Genomic DNA, 15,975 nt, shown 5'->3' on the forward strand with positions numbered 1-15,975 from the left:
TCCTTTATGTCATTGTTCCTTTGTTTTTGTTTTAAGCTTCCACTACAGGAATACGACTCATGTCGCGCTCTGCTTGAGTTTTAGGACGGATTTGTCCGCGAACCTCAGCAAATTGAACGTGTGGATCATGCTGTGCTTCAGCTTTTTCATTCACGAAAGTAATAAAGCGTTTACGAACCTCAGGATCTTCTATTGCAGTGCGCCATTCATCTTGGTACGTTCCAATCACATGGCTCATGCGATGTTCTAACTCATCCGCAATACCAAGAGAATCATGAACAATCACATCTTTAAGATAATCTAGACCACCTTCTAAGTTGTCACGCCATACCGAAGTCCGTTGTAATCGGTCAGCCGTTTGAATGTAGAACATAAAAAAACGGTCGATATAACGAATTAAGGTTTGGGTATCGAGATCAGATGCTAATAGTTCGGCATGACGAGGTTTCATGCCACCATTTCCACACACATATAAATTCCAACCTTTTTCAGTTGCAATCGCACCCACATCTTTACTTTGTGCTTCGGCACATTCACGGGTACAACCTGAGACGGCCATTTTGGTTTTATGCGGGGAACGTAAACCTTTATAACGATTTTCTAAGAGGATGGCTAAACCGACTGAATCATCCACCCCATAACGACACCATGTACTTCCAACACACGATTTCACCGTGCGCAATGATTTACCGTAGGCATGCCCTGATTCAAAACCTGCTTGAATCAGTTTGGTCCAGATTTCTGGTAATTGATGTACTTGTGCGCCAAACATATCGACACGCTGTCCACCCGTGAATTTGGTATACAGTCCGTATTCTTTGGCAATTTGACCAATGGCAATTAAGCCATCAGGCGTAACTTCACCTCCTGCCATACGCGGTACGACTGAATACGTCCCATCTTTTTGGATATTGCCTAGATAATAATCATTACTGTCTTGTAAGCCAGCATGACTTGGTTTAAGTATAAAATCATTCCAGCAAGACGCTAAGATATTGGCAACCGTTGGTTTACAAATGTCACAGCCCATGCCATGACCATGTTGCTCAATAAGCGTATCAAATGTTTTAATTTCATTGACTCGCACCAAGTGATACAGCTCTTGGCGAGAATAAGCAAAGTGTTCACACAGGTGATTATTGACTGTAACCCCTTGACGTTGTAATTCTGCTCTTAGCACTTGTGTCACAAGTGGCGCACAACCACCACATGCAGTAGCTGCTTTGGTACATTTTTTAAGCGCACCTAACGAGGTTGATCCCTCTACAATCGCTGAACAAATATCAGCTTTAGAAACGTTATTACATGAACAGATGGTTGCACTGTCTGGGAGTAAATCAACACCACTACCTCCCGTTTGTGTCGTGGATTGTGTGTAACCCGGCATAATCAAGCTTTCAGGATTTTCAGGTAAAGCCAATCCGTTCAGCATCATTTGTAATAAGTCATTGTATTCTTTCGCACAACCGACCAAGACGGCTCCAAGCAATCTTGTTTTAGCCCCATCGACCACAATTTTTTTATAAACTTGACTGTCTTCATCTGCATAGAAGTAGCTCAAAGCATTGGATGTCATGGCATGTGCATCCCCAACTGAGGCGACATCCACGCCCATAAGTTTAAGTTTGGTACTCATATCTGCACCAGCAAACTCATTACATGGATGTTCCATCACATGCTTTGCAGCAATACGCGCCATGTCATAACCGGGTGCAACTAAGCCATAAATCTTATTTTGCCAAAGGGCACACTCCCCTATGGCATAAATATCTGGATGAGATGTTTGACAAAAATCATTAATCGCAATACCACCACGCTCTCCAATGACTAAACCACTTTGACGTGCAAGTTCATCACGAGGACGTATACCGGCTGAGAATAAAATGATATCGGTTTCAAGTTCACTACCATCACCGAACTTCATCACATGTGTGCTTGATATACCGTCTTCAATACAAGATGTGGCTTTTTGAGTATGAACTTTCACCCCTAAATTTTCGATTTTTGTACGTAGAACGTTTCCGCCCAAATCGTCAATCTGTACCGCCATCAAACGTGGCGCAAATTCGACCACGTGCGTTTCCAAATTCAAATCTCGTAATGCTTTGGCTGCTTCTAGACCCAATAAACCACCACCAATCACCACCCCAGTTTTCGCCTTTAAGCTTGCTTGTTTAAGGGCGTCTAAGTCATCGATGGTGCGGTAAACAAAACAGTGATCACGGTCATTACCTGGAATGGGCGGAACAAAGGCATAAGAGCCTGTTGCCAACACCAATTTATCAAAACTGAATACATCACCTTGGTCTGTGGTGACTGTTTTACTGATTTGATCAATTTCGACTGCTTTAGTGCTTAAACGAAGATCAATCCCATAAGCATCAGCAAAATCTCCGCGACATAAGGTTAAATCTTTCACCGATTTACCACTGAAATATTCAGTCAAATGGACACGGTCATAAGCTAATCGAGGTTCTTCTGCCAAAATTGTGATTTCAACCTCATCACCTGCATGCTCTAACACTGATTCGATAAATTTGTGTCCGACCATGCCATGGCCAATCATGATGATTTTCATATTTGTCTCCAATGCTTTGATTCTTGATCTAACGCTGAGGTTCTAGATTGAATGAATGGCTCAGTTTTGTGCTTCTGCTAGGTTCCGTTCATTCACCGCTTGTTCGAATAAGCGTTGTTCTTTTTCTTTATGTTCGACAGAGAAACGAATCGTCAGTACGCAACTTGCTGCGATAACCACCAGACCACCAAGTATCATGAGTGTGGTTTGAATATCTAACATGCCTTTAAGGAGAAAGCCTGCTGCTACAGCACCCACATTGCCGCCAGCGCCAATAATTCCAGCGACACCGCCCAAAGCATCACGATCAATAAAGGGTACCAATGCATAGGTTGCCCCACATGCCATATGAGTAAACAGCGCGAAGACCGTCATTGCTAGGATGGCAAGCATTGCCGAATTCATTTGAGAGAACAGAATAAGGAATAGACCTTCGAAAAGAATCATGCCGAACAATACTTTCGTACGACCATCTAAGCCTTTTTTAGTGGCAACTTTATCCGAGACAATGCCACCCAAAGCACGTGCAAATAGCGCTAACAGACCGAAGATACCTGCGGCCATCCCTGCTTCTTTTAACCCAAATTGGAAATTTTCCACGTAATACATCGCAACGATGTTATGAATAAAAATTTCGATCCCGAAACATGCTGCATAAGCCCCAAATAGAATCCAAACCCGATAGTTACGGGCAGCATGCATTAAGATCGCCATACCGCCTTTTTTATCAGAACCAACTGATACACCTTGCTCACGTAATTCTTTAAAGTTTCCTTGCGGCGCATCTTGCGTAAATTTCCAATACATCACACCAACGAGCAGCATAAGTACACCTGGGACAACCAAGGCAATTCTCCATCCCATCGTTTGCTCAACACCAAACATCACCAAGGCTGCTAGCATGAGTGGCATTAACACTTGTGTTGCACCCCCTCCAGCATTTCCCCAACCTGCTGTTGTAGCATTAGCGGTACCGACCACATTGGGAGCAAACATGATACTGGTGTGATATTGCGTGATGACAAAGCTTGCCCCAATGGCACCGATGAGTAAGCGGAAAAACAAAAATGACTCATAGCTATTTGCTGAAGCTACCCCAAACACAGGAATACTGCCGAGGATCAGTAAGACCGTATAGGTTTTGCGTGGGCCGTATTTATCGCAGAGCGGTCCAACGATCAGACGAACAAGAATGGTGATCGCAACCGCTGCAATATTAATATTGGCGATTTGATCTTTGGTTAAATTGAACTCACCTGCGATTACAGGCATGAGCGGTGCACAAGCGAACCATGCAAAAAAACAGACAAAAAAAGCAAGCCAACTCATATGGAAGGCTCTCATCGCAGCATCACTAAAGTTAAATAAACTAATTTTTGTTACTTTTTTAGCATTCAAATTTGTAGACATCATCCGTCTCCACCTGAACTGAACGTATTGGATTATTCACTGCACCAAAGGTGAAATGAATTCGATCAGAACGGACGTCGTTGGCCGTCTCACAAATTTTTAAAGTCTTCTTTGACTTGTAGGTGGAAAAGCATAGAGTGTGCCAACTGATATATTTTTTTAATTTAGTCATTTTTTATCAATGAATTAAATGCTGAAAACAAATATTTAATTACCCCATTAAATTGAATTGATTTCATTTTCATCTCATGTATAAAAATAATACGCTTTTAAAATTGCCTTAAATCTGCACATCAACGTCACTTTTTAGTGCAAAACCATCGATCAAAAAATCGATATAACTCCCCATCCTGTTGAACACAAGTGCGTAACTGAACGTAGATAATCAAAAAACCTGATTTTTGGTCTACTTTTTGCTTGTGTTTTGTGTTTTCTGCATTTTAGGTATTCCCTGACTTTAATATGCCAAATCTTAAAATTGCACTTATAGATGACGACCTTGAACGTGCTTCTTATATTCGGAAATCCTTAGTTGAACATGACTTTGATGTCGTAGCTTGCTTATCGATTGACCATCTCAATAGTACTAATTTGAACAGCTTAAATGCTGATGTCATTTTATTGGACATGGACCATCCACACCGAGATATTATCGAAAGCTGTGTCAGCCAATTTGATTTGCCAACTGTGCTTTTCACCCAGAATTCAAATAAAGAAACCATTCGAAGTGCAATTGATGCAGGTGTGACTGCTTATATCGTAGATGGCATTGATCCAGCTAAATTAGACAGTATTTTAGAAATCTCGATTGAACAGTTTAAAAAGCACAAGAAACTCATCAATGATTTGGCTGAAACCAAATGCAAACTTGCTGATCGTAAAGATATTGAAAAAGCCAAAGTATTATTAATGCAAATGCAGACACTCACTGAAGATCAAGCCTTTCAATTGCTTAGAAAAAATGCCATGAGCCATCGTATGACGATGGGAGAAATGGCACGCCGTTTACTCGATGCTCAAGCATTACTTCAATCACAATTTAAAGACTAAAGTGATTAAATTGACTTAATTTTCAATAATGCACTCAACGGAAATTAACCATTAAAAATGGCACAGGATGAATCAGGAATACATTATGTCAAATTTAGAAAAAAACCAGATCCAACTTGGCTATATCCCTTTGCTCGACTGTATTGCACTGTTGTGGGCGGAACATCGTGGCTTTTTTAATGAAGTGGGTTTAAATGTTGAATTGGTGCGTGAAGCTTCGTGGGCAAGCTTAAGAGATCGCTTGGCATTTGGATTTTTAGATGCGGCGCATTGTCTATCCGCAATGCTTCCCGCAGCAGCAATTGGTCAAGATCAATTGGGAATTCCGCTTAAAACGCCACTGATATTAAGTCAAAATCGTGCCTTTATTACTTTAAGTCAGAAACTTTGCTTTGAGCTTGGGATCCATGCTGAGGATGCACCTTTAATATCGGCTGAGAAAATCGTTGAAGCCATGATAAAAGATAAATATTTAAGCAAAACTATTAAATTTGCACATGTGTTTAAACAGTCGATTCATCATTATTGTCTAAGAGAATGGCTTGCTTTAGCTGATCAAAATTTAGCAAAAAAAATCCAACTTCAAACCCTACCTCCTCCATATATGGTCGAAGCTTTAAATAATCACCACATCGATGGATTCTGTGTGGGTGAGCCTTGGAACACCGAAGCTGAAATCATGGGCATTGGACATAAAATAATCTCTAGCCAAGCGATTATCCCCGCTGTGGCAGATAAAGTATTGGCGGTAACTGATGAATGGGCAACCTGCAACCCCAATACCTTAAAAGCCTTATGTCATGCTATCCAAAAAGCACAGCAGGAACTCCAGCAGTTAGAAAATTTTAAGGATGTTTGGGATTTACTCATCAAATTTCATATCATCCGTTTTGAATGTTCTGAAACAATTCATGTCCAAAAATACCATGCTATTCAAAATATTATTCGCAGCTTTGTTGATAATGATATTTCGCCGGATCCTAACGACTTCAAATGGCTCATGGCTCAAATGCAGAAATGGGATGATGTCATTTTCATAGAAAATCAAATTAATGACATTAGTCACAATTGCATTATTTCTTTAGAAAAGTAATTTCTAGCGATTTAAATCGCTTGATCATTAAGAACATTTTAAGTTTCGTTGTTTAGCATGAACTCATCCAAATTTTTAATGTTTCAGGCATGTTCAAAGAATTAAAGCCAATCTCTAAAATTTCACATGTTTCCCTGTCGACATTTAATTTATGTATGGCGCTGTGGCTCAGTATTGGTCTCAATTTTTTGTTTTTTCAAAAACTCGCATCTTTGACAACGCATCAAGGCATTCAATATTTCCTATTTATGATCGCCTCAGCGGGCGTGATCATTTCCATCTACAATTTCATTTTCCAGCTCATTCATTGGAAAATCAACGCCAAACTTTTTTCTTTTTTATGGATAATTTTAGGTGGTCTCAGTGCTTACTTTGTGAATAGTTTGGGTGCTGTGATCAATGCTGATCAAATTCAAAATATGATGCAGACCGATCATCGTGAAGCATTTGATTTGCTAAATTTTAATTTTTTGATATGGCTAATTCTATTTATCTGTCTACCTTTAATTGTTTTATTTACAGTCAAAATTAAACCCGAAAATATCAAAACAACCCTTTTAAAAAAACTCATTCATATTTCTGCATCACTCTTGATTTTGATGGGTTTTATATTTGCCTATTATGTGGATTATGTCGCGATATTTAGAGAAAATCGTGATTTAAAAGGAATGATTTCTCCTCAAAATGTCGTTGCTTCATCATGGTCATATTATAAAAAACAAAGACCGCAAGAAAACTTGCCTCTAATTTCTTATGGCCAAGATGCACACCTGATTCAACATACTGGGACAGTATCAACACCCAAAATCATGCTATTGGTGGTGGGTGAAACTGCTCGTGCAGAAAGTTTTGCGTTGAATGGTTATGCGAAACAAACCAATCCCGAGCTGTCTAAATTAGATTTAATCAACTTTTCAAATGTCAGCTCATGCGGTACAGCCACAGCCGTTTCAGTTCCATGCATGTTTTCTGGAATGACTCGTGATCATTACGATGCCAAACTCGCACATCATCGTGAAGGGTTGCTTGATATTGCACAACGAACGGGCTACAAAGTCACTTGGATTGATAATAATTCGGGCTGTAAAGATGTCTGTAATCGTGTTGAACAATTTGTCATTTCCCCCGTACTCAAAACTAAATGGTGTAGTTCAGATGGAGAGTGCTCCGATGAAATTTTAGTGGATAGCTTAAAATCCTATCTCAAGCAATTAGCTCCACATGATCCACAGTCACATCTCATCGTTTTACATCAAATGGGAAGTCATGGACCTGCTTATTACAAACGTAGTCCAACTGAATTTCAACGCTTCAAACCAACCTGTGATACCAATGCGATTCAGGGCTGTAGTCAACAAGAAGTGTTAAACAGTTATGACAATTCAATTCTCTATACCGATCATGTCTTGAGTCAATTGATTGGCACATTAAAAGAACAAGCAAAATATCAAACAGCATTTTGGTATTTATCTGATCATGGTGAATCTACAGGTGAAAGTGGCTTGTACTTACATGGTGCACCCTATGCGATTGCCCCTTCTCAGCAAACCCACATTCCCATGATGATGTGGTTCTCAAAGCAATGGCAAGAGAATCAACCATCAGATGTAAAGTGCTTGTCACAACTCCAAAAATCAACATTATCGCAAGACAATCTATTCCCAACTCTGATAAATTTGTTGGGGATAAAAACAAATACCGCTGACCCACACTTAAATATGCTTCAGCAATGCCAAACGATCACTACACCGAGAGCTTAGTCATGTATAAAATTCTTATTATCGAAGATGACTTTATGATTGCTGAATCAACGCTCACATTGTTGCAATACCATCATTTTGAAGTTGACTGGGTGAATAACGGATTTGATGGTTTAAAAAAAATATCGGAACAAAAATATGATGTGGTACTGCTTGATCTAGGCTTACCGATGATGGATGGCATGCAAGTCTTAAAACATATTCGTCAAACTCAGAGCCAACTGCCAGTTTTAATTATTTCAGCGCGGGATCAGCTACATAATCGTGTGGAAGGTTTAAACCAAGGTGCTGATGATTATTTAGTGAAACCGTATGAGTTTGAGGAGCTTTTAGCTCGAATTCAGGCGTTGATTCGCCGTAGTGCCCAAGTCACCACCACTGATCAATCCCCAAAGCTACATTATGGTCATCTCACCCTTGATGTTGAACAGCATATTGCGCATTTTGATAATGACATTATTGAATTTTCGAACCGTGAATGGGCTTTGCTCATTCCTCTCATGAGTCATCCCAATAAAATTTTTTCCAAGTCTAATTTGGAAGAAAAAATGTATGACATTGACAGTGAAGTGTATAGCAATACCATTGAGGTCTATATACACCATATCCGTGCCAAGCTCGGTAAAAACTTCATTCGTAATGTTCGCGGTTTAGGCTATCGCCTTGGCAGTGAAGCCATCAAATCATGAAAAACAAACCCTATTCACTTCAAAAAAAGCTCATTCTTTATACTTCGTTATTTAGTGTGCTTATGGGGTGTTTATTGGTGTTTTCTGCGTATCGTATAGCGCTTGAAGAAACCAATGAAATTTTAGATGCACAAATGCGGAATCTTGCAGAACGTGTTGCTAAATTTAATCCTCAACCTGTGCAATCTCAATTTGATCATCTTAAGCATTATTATGAAGAAGACTTATTTGTTGATGTTTGGCACTATCAAGACAATAACCATTTAACTCACCAATTTCAGTTGTTGGTGAACCCTGTTCGCACTTCAGGCTTTTACCTTCAAGCAACACCTCATGGTGAATGGCAAACTTATGTTATTCCGCTTAAAGGTTTGCAAATTCAAGTCAGTCAACAAAAATCAGTACGCCAGAATCTTGCGCTTGAACTGGCTTGGAATATGTTTCTGCCCTATCTGATCATTATGCCTTTCGCCATTTGGGGTTTAAGTTATATTATTCGACGTAGTTTTAAGCCGATTGAAAATTTTAAATCTGAGCTGATTGAACGCAAACCCAATGAACTCACTCCGATTTGTTCAGATCATTATCCCATTGAAATTGTACCCAGCATCCAAGAAATCAATCATTTATTTCAACGGATCTCTGATGCACAACTCGAACAAAAACAATTTGTTGCCGATGCCGCACACGAGTTGAGAACCCCAATTACGGCTCTAAATTTACAGACACAAATTTTATTACGAGAACTTCCACATCATGCATCGTTAATGAAACTGAGTCATGGTTTGGCACGAATACAACATTTGGTCAGCCAACTGTTGAGTTTAGCCAAACAAGATGCATTTGTACTGAATCAAGAACACGAACGATATTTTTTAATTAATGAGGTGGCTATCCAGTGCGTTGAACAGCTGATCCACCTTGCGATTGAAAAAGAGATCGACCTCGGCATGGAACGACAAGAAGATGTGAAGATCCTTAGTCAAGAATCTGGTGTACATTCCATTATTTATAATTTGATTGACAATGCAATTAAATACACCCCGAACCAAGGCGTCATCAACGTTTCAGCATTTTTAGAACAAGATCAAGCGATCATTTACATTGAGGATAGTGGGCCAGGCATTCCGCCTGATCAATACGAACAAATTCTTAAACGTTTCTACCGTGTCCATCAGCACCTTGAAACTGGGAGTGGTTTAGGGCTTTCGATCGTAGATAAAGCGACTGAACGACTCGGCGGGAAAATCATTTTTCAAAAAAGTGAGCAGCTCGGCGGATTGCATGTCATTGTTCAGATCCCTTTACACAATGATTTATCTCGCAATGTCGTGTCTTAAAACTTTAATGATTTAAGACTTTGTAATTTCAGCATAAGATTGATCAGTTGGTCTATATATGGCTCGATGAATCTATTCATCCTAAGTACTCCATCATTCAAATTCTTTTGCATCCATGCCTTTTAACTCATTTTTCAAATACTGATTTTTTAAGATCAGGATAACTGATGGTATATACCAATACATTGATAAACCAGATGATCCAGCCCGTCCATAGGTTATGACTCAAAAAATGTGCCCCACGCATCATCTGTGCCCAGCCCATCCCAAATCCTAAAATGATGCCTGCAATCAGATAAAATATTGCACGACGATGATGTTTAACTCGATAAACAAAATAACCCACCATTAAGGCAAAACCTGTGGAGGCATGACCACCTGGGAAGCAATGTCCACCGGTCTGATTAAAATGCCACATATATGAATGACCCGCAGGAATGACCATATCCCAAGGACAGGCATGGTTAGATTGTGATTTCAAAATTCCAATCACCGATGTCGACAAGATGACCATCAGAAATAAATAAAGATAGGTTGCTCGCATTAATCGCAGTTGTCTGGACTTAAAAGAAGCGATCCATAGCCCAAGAAAACTTATATACACAATGATCAGAAGCTGCTTCACATATTGATGATTCAACGAATCCAAATACCAATGATGTTTAAGAAAAAACTCCCCTTGAGGACTCATCCAAAATTGGATGAGCTTAAGGTCAAATGCTCCACCAATCGAAAAAAAATGGATTAAAACCAAAAGTGAAATGATGAGCAGTAAAAATTGGAGATAAATAAAGCTTAGCGGTTTTTGCATTATTGATTTTTATACTCAAAAATACGATTCAATAATGAATGACTTAAACTAGCCTTAATTTTGATGGCTGTATTTTAATTGTTTTTAATTTGTCTGAACTTTTAGCTCTTACCCTGAGATAAAACTTTAAAATTCCACATATCTTAAATCCAATTCATGATTATCCACTTTGAATCGTGTGGACATGATTGAAAATCCACGATAGATTAAAATGTGATCAATAATAAAGATCTCGCTCTTCATTTCTAAATAATTCACTAAAATCTATATTTCATCTTGATATCTAAATTTACGCATACATGGATGTATAAGCAAAATGAACCCGATCACCATCCCATTTAAAAAACATCATATTCAAGCCGATTTCTATGGTGATTTTGCAGATTTAGACAAAACTACATTGCTTATGGCACATGGCTTAGCCGGAGAGAAACAATGTGGATTAGCTGAGTTTGCAGAGTTCTATCATCATTTGGGCTTAAATGTCTGTGTCTTTGACTACCCAGGTTTTGGACAAAGTACCGGTTCAGTCAAATCCTTAGTGGATAAGACCAGTCAGCTTGAAGATTGGCAAACCGTGATTCATTATCTAAAGGATCAATTGAATATATCGACTCAAAATATGATTCTTTGGGGATACTCGTTTAGCGGTGGTCATGTCATGACCTTGGCGAGTCAAACCACATTTAAAGCTGTCATTTCCAATTTTCCGCACGTGGATGGTCTTGCTAGTTTGACCCTGTATCCTAAACAGTATTTAGTTCCCGCTACGCTGATTGCATTAAAAGATTTAGCACTCGCACCTTTTGGTAAAATAAAAACCATGCCTGTCGTTGCTCAAGATCGTTTTGCCATTCTGGCGGGTGAAGATTGTTACGAAGGTTATCATTCAATTATTCCAAAAAGCGTTCATTGGGAGAATGCTGTACCTGCAAGAATTGTAGCCACTATTGGACTTTATCGCCCTACCACAATCGCGTCAAAAATCACCTCACCTACACTCATTGTTGGCGCTCAAAATGACTCTCTCATTCCGATTCAAGCTACGCGTAAGGCTGCAAAAAAAGTTCCAAATGCACAATATGAAGAATTTGAATGTGGTCATTTCGACTTATTCCATGAGCCTTTTAAATCTCAGATTTTAGATCAGCACCTCAACTTTATCCGCTCCATACTTTCTCTTAAGCATAATTAGGCGACGAACTATAAAATCAAAAACCTCTGGATTCATTGAGGAAGCATCGAAGCCCATCCTTTTTAATCAATTGAATGACCTTTTGATTGAATATACAAATGGCTCAATTGGATCGACTCTTGCAAAATCTCAGCGGTGACTTTGCCAAACTTATAAAAACTATGTTTTAACAAGGCAAAAACGATTTCTATTAAATAAGTGATTTCTATTTTGTTTTGAAAAATCAAAGGCTGAGATTTATTTTCAAAAATATAATGTAAATCCTCAGATATTTGCTCGATTACCATTTCCTGTAGGTTAAAGCCATCTACATGCACTGGCCCGCCTAAGATCAGAATACTGGCAGCTTTATTCAAATTATAAAATTCAGACACTCTGGTGATTAAATCAATCGTAATCTGTTTTGTCGGCCACGTTTTATAGTCTTCATTTTTAAATAAAACATAGGCTTGTAAGGCTTCTAAATATCGTTTCACCATGATGCTGAACAAATGATTCACTGTTGGAAAGTACTGATAAATATTGATTTTTGGTAATCTTGCAGCCATAGCAATTTCGGGAATGGTACATTTATGAAGTCCATCTTTTTCTAATATTTGAACAGTAGTTTGAATCACATGTTCCAATCGCTCCTTACTTCTTTTTTGTACAGGTAACTTGATTGCATCGAACAGCATTTAAAACTTTCCTTTAGCTTTCTGATTAAAAATAAATCAATTATAGTCATAAAACCAACTATAGTTGGTTTTAATAAAAATAAATATTCAAGGAACAGAATATGAATCGTGTATGTATTATCGGTGCAGGGCCATCAGGCATCACCGCAGCAAAAAACTGTCAACAAAATGGGATCTCATACGATGTTTTCGAAAAAAATGACAAAGTTGGTGGAAACTGGGTGTTTAATTCAGCGACGGGCCACTCTTCGGTCTATGAAAACACGCACATCATCAGCTCGCGTACCATGTCTGAATATGAAGATTATCCAATGCCTAGCGACTATCCAGACTACCCTCGTCATGATCATTTACAAGCGTATTTTGAAAACTACTCCAAGCACTTTGGCGTCTATGATCAGATCAAATTTCATCATACTGTAGATCACGTCAAAAAAAACAGTGATGGAAAATGGAATGTAGAATTCACCGATAATCAGGGCGAAAACCACATGCAAACCTATGATTATCTGATGGTTTCCAATGGGCATCATTGGATGCCTAAGTATCCAAGTTATAAGGGTGAATTTACGGGTAAATGGATGCATTCCCATGATTTTAAGGGTGTGAATGATGAATGGCGTGGCAAGAAAATTTTGGTTATTGGCGCTGGAAACTCAGGCTGCGATGTTGCGGTTGAATCAGCGCGTGTTTCTAAAGACATTTATATCTCGATGCGAAGCCCGCAATGGTTTGTCCCCAAATTCATGCTCGGCTACCCGGCTGACATATTGGTCAAAGCACTTGAAAAATTATCCCCGAAAACCAGACAAAGACTACTCACTAAAATGGTGAAAGCATTTACAGGAAATTATGCTGACTTTGGTTTGCCTGTAAATGACAAACCGATGTTGACACAACATCCAACGGCAAACTCAGATTTTATTGACTATATTCGTCATGGAAAAATTAAACCCAAACCCGCGATTCAAAAGCTGGAGGGTAAAACTGTGCATTTTTTTGATGGTAGTTCAGCAGAATTTGACATTATTTGTTGCTGTACCGGATTTTGGACGGTATTCCCATTCTTCGACAAAGATTTCATCGATTTCCAACATGCTGAAAAACTCCCTCTTTATCGCAAAATGATGCATGCAGAACATGACAATCTTTATTTCATTGGCTTATTTCAACCGCTGGGCTGTATATGGCCAGCTTCGGATCATCAAGCCAATCTCGCTTGCCAAGAAATTTTAGGAAAATATAAACGCCCTAAAAACATGCAGCAAGCAATTGAAAATGAAATTAACAACCCACATTATAATTTTGAAGGTGGACAGCGTCATGCTGGTGAAGTGGACTATAACGATTTCAGAGCCGAGCTTGTTTCAGACTTAAAAACCGCTGGTGTATATATCCCTGAACGTAAAGCAGCTGTATCCATTAAGCAATTGTTAAAGTCTTTAGTCACAGCTTAATGACTCTTCTAGAGTTGAATTAATATTTAGTAATGTTGAGCATCGGTGAATGAGCATAAACCTTTACTCAAACTTATATTTAGTGTATTCATTTAAAACACTGAACTCATCATGAGTACATTTTCAAACTAAATTTCTAATTTTAAAAAATCTCGATTTATTACAAAAAATGAAGTCAGCATGACCTCGAAATATAAAACATCAAGGAGAAATAAATGCACGGAAGAATGATGTTCCAGCCCCTTTTAGTGAGCAGTCTATTAGAACATGCTGCAACTTATCATCCCGACACTGCGGTCATTTCTAAAAATACAGATGGTTCAATGTTAGAAACCAACTGGCGAAATATTTCTGATAATGCAAAACGTGGTGCCAAAGCTTTATCTGCCTTGAAATTATCTCAGGGCGATTGCGTTGCAACATTGGCATGGAATAACCATCGTCATATTGAATCGTGGTATGCCATTTCAGGGAGTGGTTTGATTTGTCACACCATCAACCCTCGGCTCTTTCCTGAACAGCTCATTTTCATTATTAATGATGCCGAAGACAAAGCGATTATTTTTGATAAGACTTTTTTACCTTTAATCACAGGCATTAAAGCGCATATTCCGTTGGTACAATCTTTTATCTGTTTAGATGCCTATGATGAAGCGGTTAAAACAGCGTTGCCTGAAGTTATTTTCTATGATGATCTTATCAGTGAACATAGCCCTGAGTATGATTGGCCTGAATTTGATGAAACAACGGCCAGCTCACTTTGCTATACATCAGGCACGACAGGCAACCCTAAAGGTGCACTCTACACTCATCGCTCAACGATTCTACATACACTGGCTGCAAGCTTGCCTGATTCACTAAATTTATCAGCACAAGACGTGATTTTACCTGTGGTTCCTATGTTCCATGTACATGCATGGGGAACACCTTATGCTGCTGCAATGATTGGCTGCACCATGATTTTACCTGGACCAGGTTTAGATGGTGATAGCTTGGTTAAACTCATAGATGGTTACCAAGTCACCGTGGCACTGGGTGTACCAACCATTTGGCAAGCGCTGTTAGCTTCTGCGAAGAAACTGAATAGTCCGCTCACGACATTAAAACGTAATGTGATAGGTGGTTCTGCTTGCCCGCCGACAATGCTCAAAACATTTAAAGATGTTTATGGCTGTGAAACCATTCATGCTTGGGGCATGACTGAAATGAGTCCACTTGGCACAGCCAACCAATTAAAAGCAAAACACAAACATTTAAGTGAAGATGAGCGCTCTAAACTCCGACTGTCTCAAGGTCGACCACCTTATGGTGTAAGTATTCGTTTGGTTGATGAAGAAAATGGAACCAATACCCTACCGCATGATGGGGAAACCATAGGAAATCTGCAAGTGAAAGGTCACTGGGTGATTGAACGTTACTTTGGTCAATCAGAATCAAGTTTAACTTCAGATGGTTGGTTTGATACGGGTGATATTGCCAGTATGGATGAGGATGGCTATCTGCACATCAGTGATCGTGCAAAAGATTTAATCAAATCTGGGGGCGAATGGATTTCATCGGTTGAACTTGAAAACATTGCAATGGGTCACCCTGATATTGCTATGGCTGCCGCGATTGCAGCGGATCATCCTAAGTGGGATGAGCGCCCAGTGCTGATTGCTGTCAAAGCCCCTGATAGTCAGATTACTGAAGATCAATTGATTGAATACTACAGCGATAAAATTGCCAAATGGCAAACGCCTGATAAGGTGATTTTTGTGGATGCGATTCCACTCAGTGGTACTGGAAAAATGTTAAAGCGTAAACTACGTGAAGACTTTGGTTCTGTACTTATGGAAGAAAAAATTTAATCAAGACTAAAATCCCTAACCGCTTTGTGTTAGGGATTTTTTATTCGTCCAATGTCTATTATTTA

The 15,975-nt window shown here is 39.1% G+C and carries 12 protein-coding genes; 8 read left to right on the forward strand and 4 right to left on the reverse strand.

Annotation, left to right across the window (positions count from 1 at the left end):
- Positions 1-31: 31 nt before the first annotated feature.
- A complete protein-coding gene (nirB, locus tag AC5YCE_RS08760) occupies positions 32-2,578 on the reverse strand; it encodes a nitrite reductase large subunit NirB (RefSeq protein ID WP_496171753.1) in 2,547 nt (848 codons plus the stop codon).
- A gap of 60 nt (positions 2,579-2,638) precedes the next feature.
- On the reverse strand, positions 2,639-3,988 hold the full coding sequence (locus tag AC5YCE_RS08765; protein ID WP_496125501.1) for an MFS transporter: 1,350 nt from the start codon (positions 3,986-3,988) through the stop codon (positions 2,639-2,641).
- Between the two features lie 462 nt (positions 3,989-4,450).
- On the opposite strand from AC5YCE_RS08765, the gene AC5YCE_RS08770 reads away from it, so the two are divergent.
- The 5 genes from AC5YCE_RS08770 to AC5YCE_RS08790 all read left to right on the forward strand — a co-directional run bounded on the left by AC5YCE_RS08770 (position 4,451) and on the right by AC5YCE_RS08790 (position 9,920).
- Complete coding sequence (locus tag AC5YCE_RS08770) at positions 4,451-5,038, forward strand: ANTAR domain-containing response regulator (protein WP_496125500.1); 588 nt, start codon at positions 4,451-4,453, stop codon at positions 5,036-5,038.
- A gap of 85 nt (positions 5,039-5,123) precedes the next feature.
- Positions 5,124-6,131 carry an ABC transporter substrate-binding protein gene (locus tag AC5YCE_RS08775; RefSeq protein WP_496125499.1) on the forward strand — a complete coding sequence of 336 codons (1,008 nt, stop codon included), beginning with the start codon at positions 5,124-5,126 and terminating at the stop codon, positions 6,129-6,131.
- 89 nt (positions 6,132-6,220) lie between these two features.
- On the forward strand, positions 6,221-7,891 hold the full coding sequence (locus AC5YCE_RS08780; protein ID WP_496171754.1) for a phosphoethanolamine transferase: 1,671 nt from the start codon (positions 6,221-6,223) through the stop codon (positions 7,889-7,891).
- A gap of 2 nt (positions 7,892-7,893) precedes the next feature.
- Positions 7,894-8,580: a response regulator transcription factor gene (locus AC5YCE_RS08785; RefSeq protein ID WP_496171755.1), complete on the forward strand. Its 687-nt coding sequence runs from the start codon at positions 7,894-7,896 to the stop codon at positions 8,578-8,580.
- Entirely contained in the window at positions 8,577-9,920 is a 1,344-nt protein-coding gene (locus AC5YCE_RS08790; RefSeq protein ID WP_496125496.1) for a sensor histidine kinase, read from the forward strand. The genes AC5YCE_RS08785 and AC5YCE_RS08790 overlap by 4 nt, the downstream gene beginning before the upstream one ends.
- A 127-nt stretch (positions 9,921-10,047) precedes the next feature.
- On the opposite strand, the gene AC5YCE_RS08795 is transcribed toward AC5YCE_RS08790, so the two are convergent.
- On the reverse strand, positions 10,048-10,731 hold the full coding sequence (locus tag AC5YCE_RS08795; RefSeq protein WP_496171756.1) for a phosphatase PAP2 family protein: 684 nt from the start codon (positions 10,729-10,731) through the stop codon (positions 10,048-10,050).
- A 316-nt stretch (positions 10,732-11,047) separates the two neighbouring features.
- Here AC5YCE_RS08795 and AC5YCE_RS08800 point away from each other — a divergent pair, with 316 nt between their 5' ends.
- Positions 11,048-11,926 (forward strand): alpha/beta hydrolase, encoded by an 879-nt coding sequence (locus AC5YCE_RS08800; RefSeq protein ID WP_496171757.1) that lies wholly within the window; start codon positions 11,048-11,050, stop codon positions 11,924-11,926.
- A gap of 62 nt (positions 11,927-11,988) precedes the next feature.
- Here the strand turns inward: AC5YCE_RS08800 and AC5YCE_RS08805 are convergent, their stop codons facing one another.
- On the reverse strand, positions 11,989-12,603 hold the full coding sequence (locus AC5YCE_RS08805) for a TetR/AcrR family transcriptional regulator (RefSeq protein WP_496171758.1): 615 nt from the start codon (positions 12,601-12,603) through the stop codon (positions 11,989-11,991).
- Positions 12,604-12,704: 101 nt separating this feature from the next.
- Between AC5YCE_RS08805 and AC5YCE_RS08810 the strand changes: the two genes are divergently transcribed.
- Together AC5YCE_RS08810 and AC5YCE_RS08815 are read left to right on the forward strand one after the other, a co-directional pair.
- Positions 12,705-14,060, forward strand: coding sequence for a flavin-containing monooxygenase (locus tag AC5YCE_RS08810; protein WP_496171759.1), 1,356 nt, complete (start codon positions 12,705-12,707; stop codon positions 14,058-14,060).
- Between the two features lie 215 nt (positions 14,061-14,275).
- Positions 14,276-15,910, forward strand: coding sequence for a long-chain-fatty-acid--CoA ligase (locus tag AC5YCE_RS08815; RefSeq protein ID WP_496171760.1), 1,635 nt, complete (start codon positions 14,276-14,278; stop codon positions 15,908-15,910).
- The last annotated feature ends 65 nt before the right edge of the window (positions 15,911-15,975 follow it).

The sequence above is a fragment of the Acinetobacter sp. CY79 genome (assembly GCF_059515845.1).

Bases quoted from the DNA above. Each gene is read 5' to 3' on its own strand.
- AC5YCE_RS08810 (WP_496171759.1), top strand. From the start codon at position 12,705: ATGAATCGTGTATGTATTATCGGTGCAGGGCCATCAGGCATCACCGCA.
- AC5YCE_RS08805 (WP_496171758.1), bottom strand. From the start codon at position 12,603: ATGCTGTTCGATGCAATCAAGTTACCTGTACAAAAAAGAAGTAAGGAG.
- AC5YCE_RS08795 (WP_496171756.1), bottom strand. From the start codon at position 10,731: ATGCAAAAACCGCTAAGCTTTATTTATCTCCAATTTTTACTGCTCATC.
- AC5YCE_RS08775 (WP_496125499.1), top strand. From the start codon at position 5,124: ATGTCAAATTTAGAAAAAAACCAGATCCAACTTGGCTATATCCCTTTG.
- AC5YCE_RS08785 (WP_496171755.1), top strand. From the start codon at position 7,894: ATGTATAAAATTCTTATTATCGAAGATGACTTTATGATTGCTGAATCA.
- AC5YCE_RS08780 (WP_496171754.1), top strand. From the start codon at position 6,221: ATGTTCAAAGAATTAAAGCCAATCTCTAAAATTTCACATGTTTCCCTG.
- AC5YCE_RS08765 (WP_496125501.1), bottom strand. From the start codon at position 3,988: ATGTCTACAAATTTGAATGCTAAAAAAGTAACAAAAATTAGTTTATTT.
- nirB (WP_496171753.1), bottom strand. From the start codon at position 2,578: ATGAAAATCATCATGATTGGCCATGGCATGGTCGGACACAAATTTATC.
- AC5YCE_RS08790 (WP_496125496.1), top strand. From the start codon at position 8,577: ATGAAAAACAAACCCTATTCACTTCAAAAAAAGCTCATTCTTTATACT.
- AC5YCE_RS08800 (WP_496171757.1), top strand. From the start codon at position 11,048: ATGAACCCGATCACCATCCCATTTAAAAAACATCATATTCAAGCCGAT.
- AC5YCE_RS08770 (WP_496125500.1), top strand. From the start codon at position 4,451: ATGCCAAATCTTAAAATTGCACTTATAGATGACGACCTTGAACGTGCT.
- AC5YCE_RS08815 (WP_496171760.1), top strand. From the start codon at position 14,276: ATGCACGGAAGAATGATGTTCCAGCCCCTTTTAGTGAGCAGTCTATTA.